Origin of the sequence: Celeribacter baekdonensis (assembly GCF_900102315.1) — a bacterium.
GTDB lineage: Bacteria > Pseudomonadota > Alphaproteobacteria > Rhodobacterales > Rhodobacteraceae > Celeribacter > Celeribacter baekdonensis.
This window is the reverse complement of the sequence record NZ_FNBL01000011.1, coordinates 100,404-122,023: the sequence shown is the minus strand read 5'-3', so window position 1 is coordinate 122,023 and position 21,620 is coordinate 100,404. Positions and strand designations below refer to the sequence as shown.

20 protein-coding genes are annotated in these 21,620 nt (G+C 60.5%); 5 read left to right on the top strand and 15 right to left on the bottom strand.

The annotated features are described in order from the left end of the window. The first annotated feature begins 275 nt into the window (after positions 1–275). Entirely contained in the window at positions 276–2,033 is a 1,758-nt protein-coding gene (locus tag BLT54_RS16505) for an ABC transporter ATP-binding protein (protein ID WP_074646387.1), read from the top strand. Between the two features lie 123 nt (positions 2,034–2,156). Here BLT54_RS16505 and BLT54_RS16500 read toward each other — a convergent pair whose 3' ends face one another. Then, positions 2,157–2,618, bottom strand: a complete 462-nt coding sequence (locus BLT54_RS16500; protein ID WP_074646386.1) for an Lrp/AsnC family transcriptional regulator — start codon at positions 2,616–2,618, stop codon at positions 2,157–2,159. Between the two features lie 173 nt (positions 2,619–2,791). On the opposite strand from BLT54_RS16500, the gene BLT54_RS16495 reads away from it, so the two are divergent. Together BLT54_RS16495 and BLT54_RS16490 are read left to right on the top strand one after the other, a co-directional pair. Further along, on the top strand, positions 2,792–3,685 hold the full coding sequence (locus BLT54_RS16495; protein WP_074646404.1) for a DMT family transporter: 894 nt from the start codon (positions 2,792–2,794) through the stop codon (positions 3,683–3,685). Positions 3,686–3,720: 35 nt separating this feature from the next. Then, positions 3,721–4,122 (top strand): GFA family protein, encoded by a 402-nt coding sequence (locus tag BLT54_RS16490; RefSeq protein WP_083351878.1) that lies wholly within the window; start codon positions 3,721–3,723, stop codon positions 4,120–4,122. A gap of 173 nt (positions 4,123–4,295) precedes the next feature. Here BLT54_RS16490 and nadC read toward each other — a convergent pair whose 3' ends face one another. The 9 genes from nadC to BLT54_RS16445 all read right to left on the bottom strand — a co-directional run bounded on the left by nadC (position 4,296) and on the right by BLT54_RS16445 (position 14,205). Continuing rightward, the gene (gene nadC / locus BLT54_RS16485) at positions 4,296–5,147 is read right to left on the bottom strand and encodes a carboxylating nicotinate-nucleotide diphosphorylase (protein ID WP_074646385.1); all 852 of its coding nucleotides are present in this window, start codon (positions 5,145–5,147) and stop codon (positions 4,296–4,298) included. Then, complete coding sequence (locus BLT54_RS16480) at positions 5,144–6,748, bottom strand: L-aspartate oxidase (RefSeq protein ID WP_074646384.1); 1,605 nt, start codon at positions 6,746–6,748, stop codon at positions 5,144–5,146. The genes nadC and BLT54_RS16480 overlap by 4 nt, the downstream gene beginning before the upstream one ends. A 5-nt stretch (positions 6,749–6,753) precedes the next feature. After that, positions 6,754–7,788: a quinolinate synthase NadA gene (nadA, locus tag BLT54_RS16475; protein ID WP_074646402.1), complete on the bottom strand. Its 1,035-nt coding sequence runs from the start codon at positions 7,786–7,788 to the stop codon at positions 6,754–6,756. A 376-nt stretch (positions 7,789–8,164) separates the two neighbouring features. Further along, positions 8,165–8,938, bottom strand: coding sequence for an HAD-IIA family hydrolase (locus BLT54_RS16470; RefSeq protein WP_074646383.1), 774 nt, complete (start codon positions 8,936–8,938; stop codon positions 8,165–8,167). Continuing rightward, complete coding sequence (locus BLT54_RS16465; RefSeq protein WP_074646382.1) at positions 8,938–9,792, bottom strand: phosphodiesterase; 855 nt, start codon at positions 9,790–9,792, stop codon at positions 8,938–8,940. Before BLT54_RS16465 ends, BLT54_RS16470 begins: the two co-directional genes overlap by 1 nt. 64 nt (positions 9,793–9,856) lie before the next feature. Beyond that, the gene (locus tag BLT54_RS16460; RefSeq protein ID WP_176832907.1) at positions 9,857–11,104 is read right to left on the bottom strand and encodes an ABC transporter substrate-binding protein; all 1,248 of its coding nucleotides are present in this window, start codon (positions 11,102–11,104) and stop codon (positions 9,857–9,859) included. A 50-nt stretch (positions 11,105–11,154) separates the two neighbouring features. Beyond that, entirely contained in the window at positions 11,155–12,048 is an 894-nt protein-coding gene (locus BLT54_RS16455) for a carbohydrate ABC transporter permease (RefSeq protein ID WP_074646381.1), read from the bottom strand. Next, complete coding sequence (locus tag BLT54_RS16450; RefSeq protein ID WP_176832909.1) at positions 12,045–12,938, bottom strand: carbohydrate ABC transporter permease; 894 nt, start codon at positions 12,936–12,938, stop codon at positions 12,045–12,047. The genes BLT54_RS16455 and BLT54_RS16450 overlap by 4 nt, the downstream gene beginning before the upstream one ends. 85 nt (positions 12,939–13,023) lie before the next feature. Then, entirely contained in the window at positions 13,024–14,205 is a 1,182-nt protein-coding gene (locus BLT54_RS16445; RefSeq protein WP_074646379.1) for an ABC transporter ATP-binding protein, read from the bottom strand. 88 nt (positions 14,206–14,293) lie between these two features. On the opposite strand from BLT54_RS16445, the gene BLT54_RS16440 reads away from it, so the two are divergent. Beyond that, a complete protein-coding gene (locus tag BLT54_RS16440) occupies positions 14,294–15,190 on the top strand; it encodes a LysR family transcriptional regulator (RefSeq protein WP_074646378.1) in 897 nt (298 codons plus the stop codon). Between the two features lie 40 nt (positions 15,191–15,230). On the opposite strand, the gene tcuB is transcribed toward BLT54_RS16440, so the two are convergent. The 3 genes from tcuB to BLT54_RS16425 are packed head-to-tail and all read right to left on the bottom strand — an operon-like array spanning position 15,231 to position 18,396. Further along, positions 15,231–16,307: a tricarballylate utilization 4Fe-4S protein TcuB gene (gene tcuB / locus BLT54_RS16435; protein ID WP_074646377.1), complete on the bottom strand. Its 1,077-nt coding sequence runs from the start codon at positions 16,305–16,307 to the stop codon at positions 15,231–15,233. Further along, positions 16,297–17,721: an FAD-dependent tricarballylate dehydrogenase TcuA gene (gene tcuA, locus BLT54_RS16430; protein ID WP_074646376.1), complete on the bottom strand. Its 1,425-nt coding sequence runs from the start codon at positions 17,719–17,721 to the stop codon at positions 16,297–16,299. The genes tcuB and tcuA overlap by 11 nt, the downstream gene beginning before the upstream one ends. A 3-nt stretch (positions 17,722–17,724) precedes the next feature. Beyond that, positions 17,725–18,396, bottom strand: coding sequence for a GntR family transcriptional regulator (locus BLT54_RS16425; RefSeq protein WP_074646375.1), 672 nt, complete (start codon positions 18,394–18,396; stop codon positions 17,725–17,727). Positions 18,397–18,469: 73 nt separating this feature from the next. Between BLT54_RS16425 and BLT54_RS16420 the strand changes: the two genes are divergently transcribed. After that, positions 18,470–19,522, top strand: coding sequence for an AbrB family transcriptional regulator (locus BLT54_RS16420; protein ID WP_074646374.1), 1,053 nt, complete (start codon positions 18,470–18,472; stop codon positions 19,520–19,522). Here the strand turns inward: BLT54_RS16420 and BLT54_RS16415 are convergent. Both BLT54_RS16415 and BLT54_RS16410 read right to left on the bottom strand, forming a co-directional pair. Next, complete coding sequence (locus BLT54_RS16415; protein ID WP_074646373.1) at positions 19,503–20,459, bottom strand: D-2-hydroxyacid dehydrogenase family protein; 957 nt, start codon at positions 20,457–20,459, stop codon at positions 19,503–19,505. The genes BLT54_RS16420 and BLT54_RS16415 overlap by 20 nt on opposite strands. Before the next feature lie 11 nt (positions 20,460–20,470). After that, the gene (locus BLT54_RS16410; RefSeq protein ID WP_074646372.1) at positions 20,471–21,565 is read right to left on the bottom strand and encodes a 4-oxalomesaconate tautomerase; all 1,095 of its coding nucleotides are present in this window, start codon (positions 21,563–21,565) and stop codon (positions 20,471–20,473) included. Positions 21,566–21,620: the final 55 nt, after the last annotated feature.

The following is a 21,620-nucleotide window of genomic DNA, read 5'->3' as shown; positions in this document are numbered from 1 at the left end:
ATCGGGAGACGCAAACATCCTCCGGTGGCTGTCACTTAACTTTTGCTTGACGGACCATGTGACCGCCGATTAAGTCATTCTCAATGACACATCTTGCCAGGAGGACGCACATGACAATCGCTTATCGCTTCCTCCCGGGGATCGCCGGTTTCGTAGACGCCTTTATCTGACGCTTCTGAGGCGATTTCGCCCAAAGTTACAGATGCCTTGGTCCACGCGTGACCTCACTTTCCAAACAATTTGCAAGGCACAGCCGACCCGGTTGTGAGACTGTCATGTTCCATTTTTCTGCTCACGGCGCATTTGCGCGTGTTTTCTCGTTCACCTTCCGCCTTTGGATGCGGCAAAGGGGAAAGGTCGTCGCCATTTTGGCGCTGGTCTTGGTCTCATCTGCCGCCGATCTGTCCGTGCCTGTTTTTACGGGTCGCCTCGTCGATGCGGTGGCCGGGGCAGGCACGCCATGGCCTGCCTTCGCGGCGTTGTTGGGCTTTGGTGCCCTGTCTGTTCTCGCCAAAATTCTAAGCTATTTTGCCATCATCGACCTGACCATCCCCTCGATGCGCACGGCCGAAGCCGAAGCTTTCGCCCATGTTCAACGGCTCCCCGCCGACTGGCACGCGAACGCCTTTGCCGGGTCGACCGTGCGTAAAATCACGCGCGGGGCTTGGGCCTTGGATGAAATGGCGGATCTGCTTTTGTTGGCGCTGTTGCCCTCGGTGTTGATCCTTTTGGGCACGATTGGAACATTGGCGGCGTTTCGGTGGGAGGTCGGACTCGTTGCCGGGATCGGCGCGCTGGTGTTTTTGGCTCTTTCGATGTCGCTGACGCTGTTCTGGGTGGCGCCCGCGGCCCGACTGGCCAATGCCCAGGACAGCCGGGTCTCCGGCGCGCTGGCCGATGCAATCACCTCCAACGGCGTCGTGCGCGCCCACGCAGGCGAGCTGCGCGAAGACACGCGGCTGGGATTTGTCTTGGACAAATGGGCGCATCGCAGTCGGCGCACATGGCGGCGCGGCACCTTTTCAGGCCTGTCGCAGGACATGACGATCTGGGCCTTGCGCGCAACCGTTCTGGGCGGGGCTCTTGTCGCCTATAGCCGCGATCTGGCCAATGCTGGCGAAATTGCGTTTGTGGTCTCCGCGCTCGGCATGCTTGATGGCTATTTGCGCCAGATGGGCAACCATGTGCGCGGGCTGCAAAAGGCCGTCAACGATGCCGAGGAACTGGTGGCGCTGATGGCCGCCACCCCGGAAACCTCTGTCGCCAAACGGCCCGAAGCCGCCTTGCCGCCGCGTGCTGCGGCACTGACGTTCAACCATGTGGATTATGGCTACGACGGGGCTGCGATGCCGCTTTTTGCCAATCTGGACGTGGCCATCCCAGAGGGCCAGAAAGTTGGGCTGGTCGGGCGGTCTGGCTCGGGTAAGACAACCTTTGTGAAACTGATCCAGCGGATTCACGAAATCAACGACGGTATGATCACGCTGGGCGGTGTCGACATCGCGCGCATCCCTTTGGAGGTGTTGCGGCAACATATCGCGCTTGTCCCACAGGAACCGGTGCTGTTTCACCGCTCTTTGGCTGAGAACATCGCTTACGCCCGTCCCGGAGCGTCGATGCAGGATGTCCGGGACGCCGCCGAGCGCGCGGGGGCGCTCGATTTTATCGAGCGGCTGCCCAAAGGCTTTGGCACGGAGGTGGGTGAGCGCGGTGTCAAACTATCGGGTGGGGAGCGTCAACGGGTCGCCATCGCGCGGGCTTTCCTGTCGAATGCGCCAGTTCTGATCATGGATGAGGCGACATCTTCGCTCGATTCAGAGGCCGAGGCAAAGGTGGCGCAGGCCGCAGAGCGGCTGATGGAGGGGCGTACGACTTTGGTGATCGCGCACCGTTTGGCCACGGTGGAACGGATGGACCGCATTTTGGTCTTTGATCGTGGGCGGATTGTTGAAGATGGCGCACCGTCGGACCTCATGGCACATGAGGGCGGTCTCTATCGTGCCCTGCGGGCGCGGCAAACATTGGCTGGGTAACGCGTCGGTCAGCCTGAATGACAATCAGGCTGACCGCTCTTTGCATCTTTGGGGTCAACAGAGCAGCCATTCCAAAACCGTCGTCGCAAAGCGCTGACCCGAAAACCGGCGCGATGCCCTGCCCTACAGGGGAAGCTGCGTCGTGTATTTCAACTCGTCAAGCAGCACAGAGCTCTGGATTTCCTGAAGACCGGGAAGCAGCACAAGCTGGTTTTGCAGCAGGGCATGGAAGTGATCCATGTCGCGCACCACCACGCGCACATTGAAATCGTAGTCCCCCAGCATAAGTTGAACCACCTGCACTTCGGGGATGCGCAACACGGCCTGTTGGAACTGTTCAAAGGACTTGCGACCGTGAGACGTCAACTTGATACGCACCAGCACGATCGCGTTGAACCCGAGTTTCTTTCGATCAAGGATGACGGTTTTGCCAAGAATGATCCCGTTTTCAACGAGCCGGGAAACGCGCCGCGAACAAGGCGACTGGGACAGGCCGACCCGGTCGGCGATCTCCGTGACCGAAAGCGCCCCGTCCGCCTGCATGACGCGCAGGATGCGCCTGTCGACCTCATCAATCTCATGCATGAGATGCCCCTTTTATGTGTCATACTTAGCTACTTTATGCCAAAATAAGCGGGTTCACCGGCCATAAAGCAAGAAGAATTCCGGAAATCTGGCATAGGATCATCATCGAAAGGACGTGATCACGACGCAGTGTCCGCCTCAACGAGGACAGGCTGCGCCTGGAGGTGATGACCATGCACACCGTGCACACTGCGCTCTCCAAAGCGCCTGGAGCCTATATGCAGGGCATCCTTCTGATGATTGCGGGGGTGGCCTGTCTGAGCGCCAATGATGCAATCGCAAAGGCACTGACCGCCGATTATTCCCCCCTACAGATCCTTTTTCTGCGCAACGTGATCGCCTTGCCGTTCACTGTGGTCATTGCGGTGCTCATGGGTGGCCCATCGGCCTTGCGGTCGCACCGGCCAGTTGCACATCTGCTGCGCGGCGCGCTTTGGGTGTCTGCCACGATGATGTTTTTCACAAGCTTCATCCATCTCGCTCTGGCCGAGGCCACGGCGCTGATCTTTGTCGCGCCCTTCTTTATCACCCTGATTTCGGCGCTTTTCCTTGGGGAGAAGGTCGGGTGGCGGCGCTGGCTGGCCGTATTGGCGGGGTTTTTCGGGGTTCTCGTGATCATCCGTCCGGGCGGGGCGACCTTTCAACTGATCTCCTTGCTCCCCGTCGCGACGGCGCTTGTCTACGCATTGCTCATGCTCAGCGCCCGCTGGGTCGACCCGCGCGAAAGCGTGTGGACGCTGCTCGTCTACCTGACCTGCGCGGGGGCGCTGTTGAGCGGGCTGATCGTCCCTCTCGTCTGGGTGCCGGTGCGCTCCGGGGACCTCTGGCTTTTCGCGGGGATCGCCATGTTCGGCACCGCTGGGATGACGATGATGACACAGGCCTTCCGCCGCGCTCCGGCCGTTGTCGTGGCACCGCTGGATTACACTGGCCTACTTTGGGCCACGCTCTTTGGTTGGGTCCTCTGGCGAGAGCGCTTGGACATGATGACAATCGTCGGTGCGGCGCTCATCATCGCGAGCGGCGTGGACACGATCTTTCGGGAGAAAAGGCATGGTGGCACGTGAACACGGATATTGATGCAAAAAGGAGAATGTGGCAGATGACTGGAAGGATCGGAATGACAAAGGGCAGATGTGAGTGCGGAGCTGTGGCCTTTGAGGTGAGGCACATCCGGGAGACCGTCACGGTTTGCCATTGCAGCCAGTGCCGCCGGACGAGCGGTCACCTCTGGGCCTCGACACATGCCCGGTTTGACGATCTCACCTTCACGCAAGACGCGGGCCTTCACTGGTACGCGTCGTCAGAGACAGCAAAGCGCGGGTTCTGCGCCAGATGCGGTTCCAGCCTCTTTTATCGCATGAACGACGAAAGCGGTATTGGCATCGCCGCGGGGTGTCTGGACGACACCTCCGCCTTGCGTATTGGCAAGCATATTTTTGTGGCCGACAAAGGCGATTACTATGCAAGGCCCGGTGATGCCGATGTCTTCGAAGCGGGTTAGATGCTTTCAGTCTACGCGTCTATTCTGCTTTTATTAGGTCGGCACCTATTGGGTCGGCAAAGGCGGCTGCGACGCAATTCTGAAGACCAGCATCAATCTGTAACGCCCTCCCCACTAGGCGAACACGTGGCGTCATTGTTCGCCGCGTGACTTTACCCTCTTGAGTGATCGCGTCAAAAATCCAGCCCCAGATCGAGGGTGCGCGCCGAATGAGTCAGCGCGCCGGAGGAGATATATCCGACCCCGGTGGCGGCCACCTCGGCGATGCGTTCCAGCCGCATGTTGCCTGAGGCCTCAAGGATCACCCGGCCTGCGGTCATGGCGACAGCTTCGCGCAGCGTCGGCGTGTCCATATTGTCGAGCAGCACCACATCCGCGCCGCCTTCGTCGAGCACCTCGGCCAGTTGATCCAGACGGTCCACTTCGATCTCGGTTTGGATCATATGCGAGGCACTGGCCTTGACCGCCTGTAAAACCGGGCGAATGCCACCGGCGGCAGCGATGTGATTGTCTTTGATCAGGATCGCATCCGACAGGGAAAAGCGATGGTTGAACCCGCCGCCATGCAAGACCGCCTGTTTTTCAACAAGCCGCAGACCGGGGGTGGTTTTGCGGGTGCAGGTGATGCGCGCCCTGGTGCCGCGGGTTTCGGCGACAAAGGCGGCGGTCAGCGTGGCAATGCCGCTGAGGCGTCCGGCAAAATTGAGCGCGACCCGTTCGGCGGACAGGATGGAGGCGGCATCCCCCTCAATCTCCATCAACAGATCACCTGCTGTGATGACGGTCCCATCCGGTATGTGGCGCGTGACGCTAAGCTGCGGGTCGACCAATCGACAGGCAAGGGCGGCGATTTGCATCCCGGACACCACACCCGCCTCGCGCGCCTGTATCCGGGCGCGATACTTTGTGCCCGCCGGGATCACCGTTCGGGTGGTGATGTCGCCATAGGTGCCGAGATCTTCCATCAGCGCCGCACGGGCCAATGGCTCCAAAATCAGGTCTGGCAGAGGGGACATGGCGGTCATGGGAACTCCGGTTCTGGATGGGGACGCTGGATCAGCGATTCAGAGAGGGTAAAGGCATCGGAAAGCGTGAGAGACGAGCGGGTGCCTGTCGTCCCCTTCGTCTCGGGAAAATCCGACCGACAATGCGCGCCACGGCTCTCTTCCCGCAACAGCGCAGCCGCCGCGATCAGTGTCGCGGTGGCCGTCATATTGTGCAAAGCGGGGCAATCGGGCTGTGCCGCTTCAATCTCTGCAATGTCGGCTAAGGTGCGGGTCAGCCCAACGGCATCACGGATCACACCGGCCCCATCGGTCATGGCGCGGCGCAGCCGTGTCACCAATGCGGGATCAGGAGGCTGGGCGGTGGCCAAGTTCGGCAAAATGACGATCGGCACCGCCTCATCCGTGACAGGCCCGAGTGTGGCAGCAATATCCACCGCACAGCGGTGGGCATAGACCAAAGCCTCAAGCAACCCGTTTGAGGCCAGCCGGTTCGCCCCATGCAAGCCGGTCGAAGCCGCTTCGCCACAGGCCCACAGGCCCGCAAGCGTGCTGCGCCCGGCCTCATCGGTGGCGATCCCGCCCATGTGGTAATGCGCGGCAGCGGCCACCGGGATCGGGTCGCGCACCGGGTCGATCCCGGCCTCAAGACAGGCCTTGGCCACAGCCGGAAAGTCGGTCAGGATACGGGCGCCAAGGGCGTCGCGTGTGTCGAGTGCAGGGCACAGGCCCGCTTGGGTCTGGGCATAAATGGCGCGGGCAACAATGTCGCGGGGCGCGAGTTCCGCATCGGGATGCAGCCCCAGCATAAAGCGTTCACCATGGCGGTTGATCAAAACCGCACCTTCTCCGCGCAGCGCTTCGGTCGCCAAAGGGGCGGGATCGGCCCCGGTGGCCATGGCCGTGGGGTGAAATTGCACAAATTCCGCATCGGCGATCACGGCCCCTGCGCGGGCGGCCATGCCGATCACCTGTCCGCGAATGCGCGGTGGATTGGTGGTCAGGGCATAAAGCCCACCCGACCCGCCGCCGGCCAAGATATAGGCGGCACCATGCAAGCGGCATGATGTGGAGAGCCCGGTGTCGTAATGCGCATCACAGCGCGCAATTTCGAGGCCGGTGACACGGCCATTCTCGGCCTGAAGCCCGGTGGCCATCACCCCTTCTAACACTTGAATCGACGGGGTGGCACGGACTTCGGCAATCAAAGCGCGCATGATCTCCGCCCCGGCTTGATCTCCGCGCACCCGGACCACGCGGGCAAAACTATGTGCCGCCTCACGCGACAGCACATATCCGCCTTCAGCCGTGCGGTCAAAGGGCGTGCCCAGTTTGGTCAGATCAAGGATATGCGCGCGGGCCTCGGCGGTGACCTGTGTGGCGATTTGGGCATCAACCGTCCCTGCCCCGGCACGGACGGTGTCGCGGGCATGGTCTGCGGCACTGTCGGCGCCATGCATGGCGGCCGCGACCCCGCCCTGTGCCCAAGCCGAACTGGCACCTTCGCCCAAGGCCTCTGGTGAGATCATCAACACCGGGCGTGGCGCAAGTTTCAATGCCGCGTAAAGCGCGCCAAGCCCAGCCCCAACAATGACGACCCGCCCTGTGCTCAGCTCGTCCATTTATGTTAAACCGCGAGGCGGCGTGACAGGTCGATCATCCGCTCAACCGACACCCGTGCCCGTGCCGCGATCTCGGGATCAACCTCAACTGCACCCTGCATCGAATGAAGCGACCAGAGCACTTTTTCGAGTGTGATTTTCTTCATGTAGGGACACATGTTGCAGGGACCAACAAAGTCCACATCCGGCAATTCATCCGAGATATTCGAGGCCATCGAACATTCTGTCACCAGCATGGCCTTTTCGGGCCGTTCGCGATGAACATAGTCGATGATGCCGCTGGTCGAGCCGGAAAAATCCGCCTCGGCGATCACATCAGGCGGGCATTCGGGGTGGGCGATGATCCGGGTGCCGGGGTTCCATGCGCGATAGTCGCGCAAATCTTTGGCGGTGTATTGTTCATGCACGATGCAGGACCCTGCCCACCAGACGATGCGTTTGTTGGGCACCTGTTTGGCGACGTTTTGGGCCAGGTATTGATCCGGGGTCATGATCACCGTGTCGCTGTCTTGCGCGGCAACGATCTGTGCCGCATTCGACGAGGTGCAACAGATGTCAGAGGCGGCTTTGACCTCGGCTGTGGTGTTGACATAGGTCACCACCGGCGCGCCGGGATATTTGGCCCGCATCTCGGCAATCCCTTCGGCGGTGATGCTTTCGGCCAGCGAACAGCCCGCGTCCATATCCGGGATCAGCACCGTTTTCGAGGGGTTCAGGATTTTGGACGTCTCGGCCATGAAATGCACGCCGCATTGCACGATCACATCCGCTTCGACCTCTGTCGCTTTGATCGCCAGTTGCAGGCTGTCGCCCACCACATCGGCAATACCGTGATAAATCTCAGGCGTCATATAGTTATGGGCCAAAATCACGGCGTTGCGTTGCTTTTTGAGGGCAAGAATGGCTTTGACATAGGGCGCGTAGATGGCCCAATCCGGCGGTGAAATCACCCGGTCCATTTTGGCATAGACATCCGCCAACGCCTCGGCACAGCTGAGCGAAGGGGTCAGATCATAGTGATCGGCAAGTTCGGCGCGCATGGCGGTTTCATCAAGCAAAATGTAAAGCCTTTGTCGTGTCGTGTCGGGCACGGGATGTGACAGAGTGTGACGCCGGTTCATGTTTCGGCACGCAGGCTGTTTAATGCAGGGTTAACCCAACGGCAAGCTCCGAGAAAGAGAGGTGGCCTTGGCATAGCCGGATGCAGCCACCGATCGGTTGCACATGCGATCGGAGAATGTCCCGTCGCGCATCCTGCCGAGACTGGTGTTGGCCTGATTTTCCTAAGCGAACCTGTTTTGACACAGCTCGATCAGAGCCGGGTTTACGTAGGCCGCAGGTTTGATTTGAAAGCCATTCGGGAGCTGCTCTCGACCCTGCGGGACCTCTCGTGACCCTTCTCTGTGACCCCTCAGATCACGTGCAATTTCGCGCGCGATGTCTTGCGAGCGTTTTGGTCGTCTGACCCGCCTCCAGAAGATGTTCAAGATTTGCCCATGTCCCATGACGCGCGCCAACCAAAGCACACTCAATTCCAAGCCGCGCGGCACCCGCCGCGTCCGTCTTTGGGTTGTCGCCGATGGCAAGAACTTTGCGCACATCACCAGACAGGCGAGCAAGGGCCGCATGGTATAACCCCGCTTCCGGTTTGCCGATCATGGTATAGCGAAGGTCAGGCAGAACGCTTAAAATCGCCGCAAGCAGGCTACCGGTTTCGGGTACAGGTGTGCCATCGGGACCGGGGTGGCTTTCGTCGGGATTGGCGACAAACAACTGCGCGCCTTTTGCCAAAAGCTCAAGCGCGTCACGAAGGTCCTTGTACCCAAAGGTCTCATCCCGCGTGAGCAAGATATGCGTGGGTTCAGGGCTGTCCAGTGACAACCCCAGACCCTGCGCATAGGCGCGCAGAGCCGCATTTGCGTAGAGTCTGAGACGCACATCCCCGATCTGCGCCAGATGATCCAGAGCGGCGGCGCCCGCAAGCACGATCCGCTCGGGCGGAGCCGACAGGCCGAGCCGCTTGAGACGGGCAGACAGGGTTGCAGGCGTATCCGTTGAATTATTGCTCAGGATGATCAACCGGTCCCCAGCATATTCGAGCAGGGCTTGCGCCCCCGGCAGAACAGTCGTGCCAGAAATCAGACAGCCATCCAGATCACACAAAAAGCCATCATAGAGATCGAGCCGCATCAGAACCGTTCCAAGCCTTGGGGTGTTGCCACGGCGGCGGCTTCTGGGGATTCCAGATCAAAGCTAGGGCCGTCGTAGGCAAAGGAACACTCATGGATCAAGATCGTGCCATCCGTGACCGTGACATAGGCCAGATCGGGGGCCTCAATGCTCCCCATGATCCGTCCCGGCTGATCAAATTCGTGATGGACTTGATGCATCAGAGCACGCTGGATGTGGAACGGAATGCCCTGCCAAAGACCCGTGATCGGGCGATGGACGTGGCCCATGAACAGGTGGTCGGGTTTGCGGCCTGTGCGGGCAAAGGCGGCAAGTTCGGCGGCATCATCGCGCAGGCGGATCGCGTCCATCGGCGGGATCGCGAGGTCCAGCGGCGGATGGTGTTGGAACAACAGAACAGGCCGGTCAGCGGGCGCGTCCCGCAAGGCGGTTTCAAGAAACGCAAGGCGGGCGTCACAGAGCGCCCCATGATGTACGCCTGTCTCATCAATCAGCGTGTCGAGGGTGATGAGGCTGGCCTGCTCGAACACATGCAGCCCCTGGACAAAGCCGTTGTCGTCACGCGGCGCATCCGGGAAAACCGCGCGAAACGGGGCACGGGCGTCATGGTTGCCGACCATCAGGATCACCGGGACCTTGAGGCGCGACAGCTCGTTTTGCAGGCTCTCATAGGCGGCCTGTTCGCCGCGGTCGGTGAGATCGCCGATGATCACCAGAAAATCCACCTGCGGCAGGGTGTCGAGAAATTCAAGTGCCTGCCTCAGGCAGACACGCGGGTCAAAACCGTAGATCGTCTGACCTTCGGGAACGAAATGCAGATCGGTGAGAACGGCGAAACGGAGGGGAGCGGGCATCGTGTATCCTTTGGCAATGCGGCGCGGCGGTGGGGACCGCCACGCCCAATGAGTGCAACGTCAGTTAGCGCGGCAACAGGGCGTTGACCTCTTCGACCATCTCGTCGCGCAGCTCTTCCATATCGGTCGCGTCGCCGACAAAAATGGCCTCAAGGTAATCTTCGATCACCTGGGTCACAGCCAGACCGTTGTCTCCCGGATAGGCGAACCATTCAGACAAAAGCGGCAGTTGATTGACAGCGGTAAGCTTGTTGGGGTTCTTGGCATAGAAGTCTTCCATCAACAGCTCGTTTGCCACTTTGTTCGGCGGCACATAGCCGGTGGTGAGCGCCACGGCAGCGGCCCCCGCACCGGAGGTGGTGAATTTGATGAACTGCCACGCGGCCTCAAGCACCTCGGGGTCTTGCGAAGTCGAGGTCAGCATGGCCGAGTTGCCACCTGCCGGCAGGGATTGCGGCGCGCCGTCGATGCCCGGATAGGGCGCGGTCACAAACTCCCAATCGCCGACTTTCGAGCGGTCGACAAAGCCGACATAGGCCGTCGAGCTGAAGAACATGCCCAGATCGCCCGCCGCCAGTGACTTGGCCGCGTCACCACCGATGACGTTTTTCATACCGCAGTCGCGAAAGATCGCCTTGGCAGTCTCAAGCGCCTTGAGGCCCTCGGGATTGTCCATATTGAGCTTGCCGTCCTTGATCATCGGCGCGCCCTGACTCCACATCGCCGCCTGCAACAGCCAGTTGCCGGAAATATTCCATTCCCAATAGAGCGGCTCTTTGTCGGTCTTGTCCTTGATCAACTGGCAGGCCGCGATGACCTCGTCCCAGGTCGCGGGGAGCGTATCGACCCCTGCGGCGTCCAAGATGTCCCGGTTGTAAAAACTGATCGGAGTCGAGACGGAAAACGGCAGGCCATAGATTTGGCCGTCAAAGGTCGACAGATCGAGCATGGCTTTGTGATAGCCGTCGGTTTCAAAATCCGGCTCTGCGGCGATATAGGCATCAAGGGGTTTGGCGATGCCGCGCTCAACCAGCAACGCCTGACGGTTCAACGCCTGAAAGGACACATCGGGCAACGTGTTTGCCACCGCTTCACGCAGGACGGTGTTGGTCGCGTCCTCGTAATTCTCATAGGTGGCGCGGAAGGTCACAGTGATGTCGGGATGGGATTTGGCAAACTCCTGCATGATCTGCTCAAACGTCAGATCGAAGGTTGCGGAATAGGCATAGCCCACTTCGATATCGACCGCATGGGCTTGTGTGGTGGCCATTGCGGCGATCAAAGCGGTGGAGAGAGGCAGAAGCGTTTTCACGGGGAGAAATCCTTTTGAAGGTTGGCGGTGTGACAGGGAGGAAACGGGGGTTATTTCATGCCCGACAGCGTGATGCCGTCGATGAAACGCCGTTGGGCGAGCAGAAACGCGACGACGAGCGGCACGGCAATGACCGTGGCGCTTGCCATCATCGGACCGTAGAAATCGCCGCCCAGATCGCCCTTGAATTCGCGAAGACCCAAGGGCGGCGTGAACAGGCTACGGTCGCCGGTGATCACGATGCGCGGCCAGAAATAATCGTTCCAATGCGCCACAACCGAGAAGATCGCAAAAGCGAGCAGCGCAGGGATCGCAGTGGGCAACATGACGCGCCAGATGATTGCGAACTCGCCCATGCCATCCATGCGCGCGGCATCAATCAGATCATCAGGCACGGTCATAAAAAACTGCCGCATCAGGAAAATGCCAAAGGCCGACACGATCCACGGCAGGATGAGGGCGGCGTAGCTGTTTGTGAGGCCCAGTTTTGCCAGCATCAGATAGAGCGGCAGCGCAATGGCATGGACCGGGATCAGCAGGCAAAACAGCACGAGGGCAAAGGCGGCATCACGTCCCCAGAACTTAAGCTTGGCCAACGCATAGGCGGCAGGCACCGCGACCAGCGTTTGCAGGGCGAAAATCGACAGGGTGACGATGACACCGTTCAAAAGATAGCGCCACATCGGGGCGGCGGTGAATGCTTGGCTATAGTTGTCGAGCACCGGGCGCACGAGGCAGTCGGGCTCGTTGCCGCCCAGTGCCAGACAGGTCGGATCGGGAAACAGCGCCTGCGACCCGAACACGCCGCCGGTGCCCGTGGCAATCTCTGCGGGCGATTTGAACGAGGTCGAAATCATCACGTAAAAGGGCAACAGAACGATGATCGCGCCGAGGATCAAAAACCCATGAGCAAGCGTCTGGCGGGTGGAAAAGCGATAGGTCATTGGTAATGCACCTTGCGTTCGACAAAGCGGCGCTGCGCCACGCTGATCAGCATGACAAAGGCCAGAAAGAGGATGGTGATGGCCGCACCCAGTCCAACGAGGTTCTGTGCAATACCTTTTTCGTAGATCGCGTAGATCATCACATAGGTGGACTTGGCAGGCCCGCCATGGGTGAGGGCTTCGACCGTGTCAAAGACTTGAAACGATCGGATCATCGTGATGGTGACGACAAAGACGGTGGTGGGGCCAAGCATTGGCCATGTGATCAGGCGAAACCGTTCCCAGCCACGTTTGACCCCATCCATCGCGGCCGCCCCGTATAGCTCGGTTGGCACCGAGGTGAGGCCAGCAAGATAGAGCACCATGTTGAAGCCAAAGCTCTGCCAGATGCCGATGAACGCCAACGTGTAGAGCGCATAGTCACGATCTCCGAGCCAAAGCGGAAAGCCATCGACACAGCTGCGCGCGAACCAGGACCACAGTTCCAGCGGCGTGCCGCACCCCATCGCAAGTGTGCGGTTCACGATCCCCAATGTCGGGTGCAACGCAAATTCCCACACGATCGCCATGGCCAGAAGCGAGGCCATGACCGGCAGGAAATAGACGGTTTTGTAAAACGACTGCCCCACATTGAGCGACCGGATCAACAGCGCCGCACCCAGCCCCAGAAACACCGAGGCAGGCACCACCAGCGCGACATAAAGCACTGTGGCCACGATCATTTTACGGTAGGAGGAGCCGGTAAAAATGTCGATGTAATTGCGCAGGCCCACCCAGTCGATGCTGGGGCGGCCAAGCGTATAATCGGTGAAGGACAGGAGTGCGGCGACCCCCACCGGCACAATCAGGATGAGGATCAGCAACACCAGCGCCGGGGCAAAGAGCACCATGCCTGCACGTGCTTGTCGGCGCTCGGGGCGCTCGGGGCGCGCGATCCGCTGTTGCTTTGGACCACTGTTCGTCAGAGAGGCGAGATCAGACATGGCGTGCCACCTTGTCATGGGCGGTGTCGTGAGCCTTATCGTGGGCCTTATCATGGGCGCTGACGGGGGCGGCCTTGCCAGCGCTGTCAAAGCCGCAAATCCGTGCGGGCGTGGCGGTAAGACGCATTACGTCACGGACCTTGATGCGCCCACGCGCCGAAGACGGCAATCGGACGGTGACAGGCATTGGCACACCGGCTGCGTCCAGATGCACGAACAGGTCCGAGCCGAGGTTCTCGATCATCCGTACGCGGCCCACAACCAATTCACCCTCTTCGCAGGGTACAAAGGCCTCGGGGCGCACGCCCAGATGCTCGATGGGGGGACCGCTTGCACGCAGGCCAGTGGCCATGTCACACAGGCGGATCGTACCGCTGGCGTCGGTGTCGACCGGCAGGATGTTGATCGCAGGCGAGCCAATGAACTGCGCCACGCGAATGTCCTCGGGGTGATCATAAAGCGCGTCAGGCGTGCCGACTTGCAACAACTCGCCCTCCATCATCACTGCGATCCGATCGGACATGGTCATCGCCTCGGCCTGATCGTGGGTCACATAGACAAAGGTTGCGCCGAGCTTGCGATTGAGTTGGGCGATCTCTGCGCGCATATGCACGCGCATCTTGGCATCGAGATTGGACAGTGGCTCATCAAGCAGGAACGCAGAAGGGTCGCGCACCAGCGCCCGGCCCAGGGCCACCCGCTGACGTTGACCACCGGACAATTGCCCGGGCTTGCGGTCGAGCAGATGCGCAATATCAAGCATCTCGGCCGCCTCGCGCACGGTGGTGCCAATCGCGGCGCGGGTCGTCCGGCTGCCCGGCAAGGCGCGCCCGATCAGCGGCAACCGCTGTGCGTTCGACAGACGGCGCATGGTCAGCGGCACGGCGATGTTTTCGGCCACACTGAGATGCGGGTAAAGCGCGTAGCTTTGAAACACCATGGCCAGATCGCGATCTGCGGCATGCAGCCCGTCGACGGGCGTGCCGCCAATCCTCACCGATCCGCTGGTCTGGCTTTCCAGCCCAGCCAGAATCCGCAACAGGGTGGATTTCCCGCACCCCGACGGTCCGACAAGCGACAAAAATTCGCCATCCGCGATATCAAGCCCGACGCCTTTGAGGACATCGGTATCGCCAAAGGACTTTCGGATGTCTCGGAATTGGATAGTCGCCATGACGGCCCCCTTCGATCTGTTCGGGGGCTTCATAGGAAGTTTCTGCAACAGTCATGTTACGGTTACAGGAGGTTCCTATAAGCCTCACATGAAGACCTTGTTGCCCAAAGAGGCGCTTGCCGCCCTGACCTTTGCTCGTCTGCGCGCCCTCAACGGAGTGATGGAAACCGGTAGCTTTTCGGCTGCCGCGCGGCGCATGAACGTCTCGCAGGCGACGATCAGCCAACAGGTGCGCAATCTGGAACATGCGCTGAATGCGGAATTGTTCAAACGGATGGCCAACGACATGGTGCCCACCAAACTGTGTCAGGACATCTACAAAACCTCTCGCGAGATCGAGGATGCGGGCGAACGCATCGCTAAAATCCTGTCGCAGCACAGCACATTGGAACAGGGCGAACTGCGCGTGGGTTTGGGAAATCCCTTGCCGGGTATGGCGTTGATTGCGGCGTTTCAGGACCATTTCCCGAATGTGAACGTGAACATCGAGATGGGAAGCTGGGGCAAGATCGTACAAGCCGTGACCGAAGGCCGGGTTGATGTCGCGGTTTTGCCCGAGGTGCCCGACCAGCCACGCTTCAAACGGCGCAAGATTCAGAGCCAATCCGTGGTGGTGATCGTCCACCCCGAGCACCCGCTGGCGGCTCAGACCGAAGTGAGTTGTCGTGATCTTATGCGGGAACGGCTGATCATGCGTACGGCGGGCTCCTCGACCCAGCGCGTTGTCGATGAAGCCTTTCAAAAGGCCGGGCTTTCTCCGCGTGCCTCCATCGTACTCGACACCCGCGACGGGGTTCTGGATGCGGTTGCACATCGGCTTGGGGTTGGCTTTATGTGGAACAAGGGCGCCAGCCGCCAGGACGGTTTCATCCAGATCCCGTGCCGGGAAATGCATCTGGAACGGTCCGATTACGTCTTTACCCTGCGGGCGACCAAAGGCACCTTGCCGGAGGTGTTCTTTGCCTTCGATCGCCGTGGATTATGAGGTCTCAGCGCGGAGCATGTTCAAAGCGGCAAGGAGGCCGTTACATCGAACCACGGCGTTTGATGGCCTCTTCCGCGATCAAAGCGGTGAGACGGAAAAACCCATGCACCATTTTCGTGTAAGGCAGCAGCAGAAACAGCGTCGCCACGGCACCAAGATGAAGCACCAAAAGGGTCGGCATCACGGGACGCCCCGTCGCGGCATAAAGCGCAAGCCCCGAAGCGGCGGTGAAACCAAGCAAAGCGATAAAGCCCATCTCGCCGCCCCAAACCCGTTTGGCCCCCAGTTCAGGGTCCGCTTTGGTTTTGAGCCAACCCAGACCAATCGTACCGATCACCAAAAGGACACCTCCGGTGATGCCGAACATCTTGGGCAGGCTCAAGAGGGGATAAGGCGCTTTGAGGTCGAGGAGGTAGTGCATCAATGTCGCGACGGAGGTGGCGGCAAAGCAGAGCAGAAAGCCGAACAAAACCGCTTGGTGGAACCAGCGCCGCGCATCGGTGTAGCGATCTTCGCGCTCGAAATTACAGCCCTGCCCCTGCCCGCCATTGAGGTTTTTGAGCTGCCCGGCCTGTTTGAAAGCCGTAAGAACATCGCGCAACGCCATCTTCGGCGCGCCGGTTTCCACCCAATACCGTCTCAGCCCCACGGCCACGGCATATAAGGGCAAAAGGAACGCAGGCGCAAAGAGCGCCACCATCAGGTTATGCGACAGCTCGGCGTAGAACCCTTCGCCGCTGGCTGGACGCATCATCGAGATCAGAGCCATCAGCAGGGCAAACCCAAGCACGAGCACCGCCGCGATGGCGACACCGCTGCGATGGAACGCCTTGGCCAGAACCTGCGGCCCGACCAACCGTTCCCAACTGTCTTGGCGCACCTCGGCCAAGGCTGCCGGGATGTTAAGCGCAAATTCATGCGGCTCGGTATATTGGCAGGAATAGTAGCAGCCCCGACAATTGTGGCACAGGTTTGCCAAATGGGTCAGGTCGCCATCGGCAAAGGCTTTTTCCCGCGTCATGGCGGGGAAAACCGAACAGAACCCTTCACAATAGCGGCAGGCATTGCAGATCTCGATCTGGCGGCGGGCTTCGGAAAGATGGGTGTCAAGCGACATGCTGCGCCTCCTGAGAAAGGACAATTTTGGCGGCTTCATGCCCGGCAATCCGTCCGAACACTGTGCCGATGGTCATGCCAAAGCCCGCAAGGTAGCCTTGGCCAAGGATCGAACCTGCCATGATCTCGCCCGCCGCGAACACATTCGGGAGCGGACCATTTGTGGTTTGCACACGGGCGTCATGTCCGGTTTTCAGGCCGAGATAGGTAAAGGTCACGCCGGGGCGAAGTTGATAAGCATAGAACGGCGGGTGACTGATCGACCGCGCCCAATTGGTTTTGGGCGGGGTCAGGCCGGTGGTAGACAGACCATCCAACTCGGTGGGCGTGAAATCGCCCTCGGTGCAGGCGGCATTAAAGGTCTCGACGGTTTGGACCAGCGCGTTGGGATCAAGCCCAAGTTTGTCGGCCAGATCGTCAATCGTGTCGGCCTGCACCGGCGGGAACACCGAAGGCATGAACAGATCGCGCGAGCGCGCATCAATGATGGCATAGCCGACCTGATCGGGCTGGCCCGCCACAAGCCGCCCCCAGATCGCATAGCGTTTGGGCCAAACATCCTCGCCCTCATCATAGAACCGCTCACCATCCCGGTTCACCACGATCGAGAATGGTACACAGTCAAGCCGCGTCACGATCCCGCCGTCAAATTTCGGCGCGCGGCCATCAATCGCAACCGCATGGCATTGGGTCGGATCGCCAACACTCTCACAGCCTTGATCAAGCATGTCGCGCAGCACCACGCCGCGATTATAGGGCGTTCCGCGGATCAGGAAATTCGCCGCCGCAGGCCCCCATGCGCGGGTGAGCCATTCAAGATCGGATTGGAAACCGCCCGAGGCCAGCACCACGGCGCGACCCTTGATCTCAACCGTATCGCCCCCCGCAAAGGACACTGCGACATGGGAGAAACAGTCCCCGACCATCCCGATATGCGACACTTGCGCATCGTATTTCACAGTGACCCCAAGATCCTGCGCGGTATTGTAATAGGCGTTGACCAGTGCCTTGCCACCGCCAAGAAAAAACGCATTCGTCCGCGAAAGCGACAGCGTACCCGAGAGCGAAGGCTGGAACCGCACGCCATGTGCCTCCATCCATGGCAGGCATTCTTCAGACGTGCGAATGGCGTGGCGGGCAAGGGATTCGTCCGTTTTGCCCTTGGTGACCAGCATCAGATCGTTGAAGTACTCGTCTTCCTGATAGGCCCCGGTCAGTACCGAAAGCGGGCCTTGGTGCATACAGCGGAAATTGCGGGTGTGGCGCGAATTGCCGCCGCGATAGGGCTTTGGCGCGCCTTCCAGAATAAGCACTTTTGCGCCTGCTTCGGCGGCGGTGATGGCCGCGCAAAGCGCCGCGTTGCCACCGCCGACAACGATCACATCCCACACGGTGTCTTTTACCGTTTCCACCATTGCTCAATCCTCCTCCATGGCACGCTCACGCGCGCGCAGTCCTTTGAGCCGCGCCCGTTGGGCGGCCTCGATATGGGCCCGCATTTCGGCTTCGGCGCGCGCGCCATCGCGCGCGTTCAGCGCCGCCATGATCCGCCCGTGTTCTCCCACCGCGCTCTGCGCACGGTCGGCATCCAACAGCGTGGTCGGGCCAAGGATCATCATCGTCTTTTGCAAACTGCTGATGGATTTGATGAGAAACCGGTTCTTTGCCGCGTCTTGCAAAATCATATGGAACTGGCGGTTGATTTCGGCGGCTTTCGCCTGATGGCCAATGGCCTCTGCGAATTCGGCATTGAGCGCCGTCAACTCAGACAGCTCCACTTCGGAGGCTGCGCGCGCCGCGAGCCGTGCCGCTGTGCCTTCCAGAACCGCACGCATTTCGTAAAGCTCCATGATCTCGGCATAGCCCAATGCGCGCACAGTCGCCCCAAGACGCGGCTGGTGCACAACAAGCCCGTCGCCCTCAAGCAGTCGCATCGCCTCGCGCACCGGTGTGCGCGACAGGCCGAGGCGCTCGGCAATCTCGACTTCGCGAAGCCGCATCCCCGGTTCGAGAACGCCATTGCGAATCTCCTCAAGCAAACGGCGATAGGCGCTTTGGCCCTGCGGGATTTCGTCGGGGTGGTCTGACATATCTGACCTCTTGTGATTTTGTATCCGGGTGGATACATTAGGATACACATCATGTCAACCAGATGAGGCCCATATGATCCATCGCTTGCTCTCATCCCACCCAATCGCCTTGCGGCGGCTGAAAACCATGGCGATTGCGCTGAGTGGCGCGGGGATTTTCATCGCTTTGGGCCTGCCCCTGCCCTTTCTGTTCGGGCCGCTTCTGGCCTGCCTCATCGCCGCCCTCGCGGGTCAGACCCTGCAAGGCATGGGTCAGGTTTCGGTGGCGGCACGCACGATTCTGGGGGTGGCGGCGGGGGCCTCAATCACCCCAGACGTCGTGCATGCCCTCCCCAAAATGGCGCAAACCGTGGCATTGGTGCCGGTCTTTGTCGGGCTGATCGCCTTGGTCGGACTGCCGTATTTCCGCGCCCTCGGATATGATCGGGTCACCGCTTGGTATGCGGCCATGCCCGGCGGATTGCAGGACATGGTGGTATTTGGCCAAGAAGCGGGCGGCGACGCACGCGCGCTCTCACTGATTCATGCGACGCGAGTTTTGATCATCGTGACGCTGGCCCCGATCATTGCCGTGCAACTCTACGGCGTTGGATTGAGCAACCCGATCGGCCTGCCCGCACGTGAACTTCCATGGGATCAGATTGGGCTGATGGCCTTTGCGGCTCTGGCCGGATGGAAAGTCGCCGAACGGTTTCATCTGTTCGGCGCGTCGATCCTTGGGCCGATGATCTTGGCGGCCACCCTGTCCCTCACCGGCCTTTTGCATATACGCCCGCCGCGCGAGGCGATTTTGGCGGCGCAGCTTCTGATCGGCATCGGCATTGGTGTCTGTTACGTCGGGGTGACATGGCGCGAACTGAGGCGCTTTGTTGTCTCCGGCGTGGTGTTCGTCGCCCTGCTCGCCGCGCTCTCAGCGGGGTTCACTGAGGCGATCACCCTGCTGCATCTGGCACCCCCGGTGGATGCTTTCCTGGCCTTCGCGCCCGGCGGACAGGCCGAAATGACCGTGCTGGCCATCGTCACCGGGGCGGATTTGGGGTTTGTGATCGTTCACCACCTGACGCGGGTGATCATCGTGATCCTGGGTGCGCCGATTGCGGCCAAGATTATCCTGCGACGAGATTGATAGGTGCGCCTGATGTAAAGGCATTGATTTGATCGTAGATTTCGCCGAATTGCAGATCGAATTCATCGCGTGTGACAAACCCAATATGTGGTGTGGCGATCACGCGTGGGTGGGTGAGCAGCGGGTCATTCGGATCGAGCACTGGTTCGACGTCAAAGACATCAAGGGCGGCCATCGCCGGACGCCCTTTGGTGAGCGCGGGCAACAGTGCACCTGCCTCGATCAACCCGGCGCGGGAGGTGTTGACCAAAACCGCATCCTCACGCATTCGGGCAAGGTCTTTCGCGGTGACAATGCCACGGGTCTGTGGCACCAAGCGCAAATGCAGTGAAATCACATCCGCCCCGCCGAAAAACGCCGCGCGGCTTTCGGGCACGGTCTCGCCTGCGGCCACAAGAGCGGCCCGCCGCGCCGCGCTGCCCCACCAAATCACCTCCATACCAAAGGCGCGGGCATATCCGGCAACGAGTTGCCCGATCCGCCCCGCCCCATAAATCCCTATGGTGCGCCCACGCAGCGAACGGCCCACGCCCCCCTGCCACTGTCCGGCTTTCAGCGCCGCCATTTGCGCGGGCAGATCGCGCATCGCGCTCAGGATCAACGCCCATGTCAGCTCTGCCGCGGCATGGTTCGGCGCGGCATCGGATTTTTGCGAACAAAACGCGATGCCAAGATCGGTGCAGGCCTGTGTGTCGACATGGGGCCAGGCGCCGCGCGCGGAAATCAGCCGGAGATTTGGCAAACGCTCAAGCAGGCTTCGGGTGATCTGTGTGCGCTCACGAAACAGAACCAACGCCTCGGCTTGGGCAAGGCGTTGGACAAGGACCTCCTCGGAGGCGCTGTCGGTCCAGACCGTGACCTCATGACCCGAAAGACGGGCAAAGGAGGGCAAACTGCGCAGCGTGTCCGACCAATCATCCAGCACATGCACCCGCATTTCGATCTCCTTTACGCTTTGCCGTCCCAGATCGAAGAAGGCACGAAAACTTCGCCACGCGCAAGCAGACGTGCGGTGCGCAGCAGGCCCGCAGATTTCAGATGAAAGCCCGTGTCATCCGAGGCATAGTCAACGGTCACGTCAATTTCGCCGCTCGCATGTTCGATCCGCACCAATGCGGGGCTGCCGGAGGGGGGCGCGAACAATCCTTCGGCCACGGTGCCGGGGGTCAGGACGCAAGAGGCAAGGCATTGCGCGCCGGTCACCGCCATCGTCGGGTGGCAATTCCACGGCATGAAATACCGTGCGGTGATCGTACCGCCATGGCGGGGCGCGGCCAGCAGGGCAAATTTCGGGGTCACCGATTTGGACACATCCCCCATCCCCATACGCCTGCCCGCCTCAAGGCGGATCGGCTCCATCCGCGCGTAAAACGCCCGGTTCGCGTCCAGCTCTTCGGCGCTTTCATATCCGGTCAGGCCAAAGTCAGAGGCGCGTGCGATCGCAATCGGCATCGCAACATCCATACATGTCACCTCGATCCCGTCGATCACATCGCGCACCGCGCCCGTGGGCAAAAGCGCCCCCGTGGCAGAGCCGACAACATCCATAAAATTCAGGTAAATCGGAGCTGATGTGCCCGGCACACCGTCAACTTTCGCCTCGCCCTCATAGCTCACGCGCCCGTTCGGGGTGGATACGACCGCCTCGACCCGCGCGCCGGTGTTGACCGACCGGATGCGGACACATGTCTCGTCACCGGTCGGCGTGATCAGGCCCATCTCGATTGCGGCAGGGCCGACACCCGAGAGGATATTGCCGCAGGTCGGCTTGTAATCAACGAGCCGATCCTCGACCGACACCTGGGCGAAGAAATAGTCGATATCGACCTCTGGCACATCGGATTTCGACAACATCGCGACCTTGGTCGTCACCGCAGCGCCGCCACCGATGCCATCAATATTGAGCTTTTGCCCCGAACCGAGGACCGCGACCAAAACGCCCGACAGCGTGTCGCGATCTTTGGGCAGATCAGCACGGTTAAAATACGGCCCGCGCGAGGTCCCGCCGCGCAACAGAAGATAGGGGATTGCAGTTTGGGTCATGTCACACCTTCGGCAAAAATGAGTGTGCCCCCCGACAGCATCGGAGGGCAGGTCA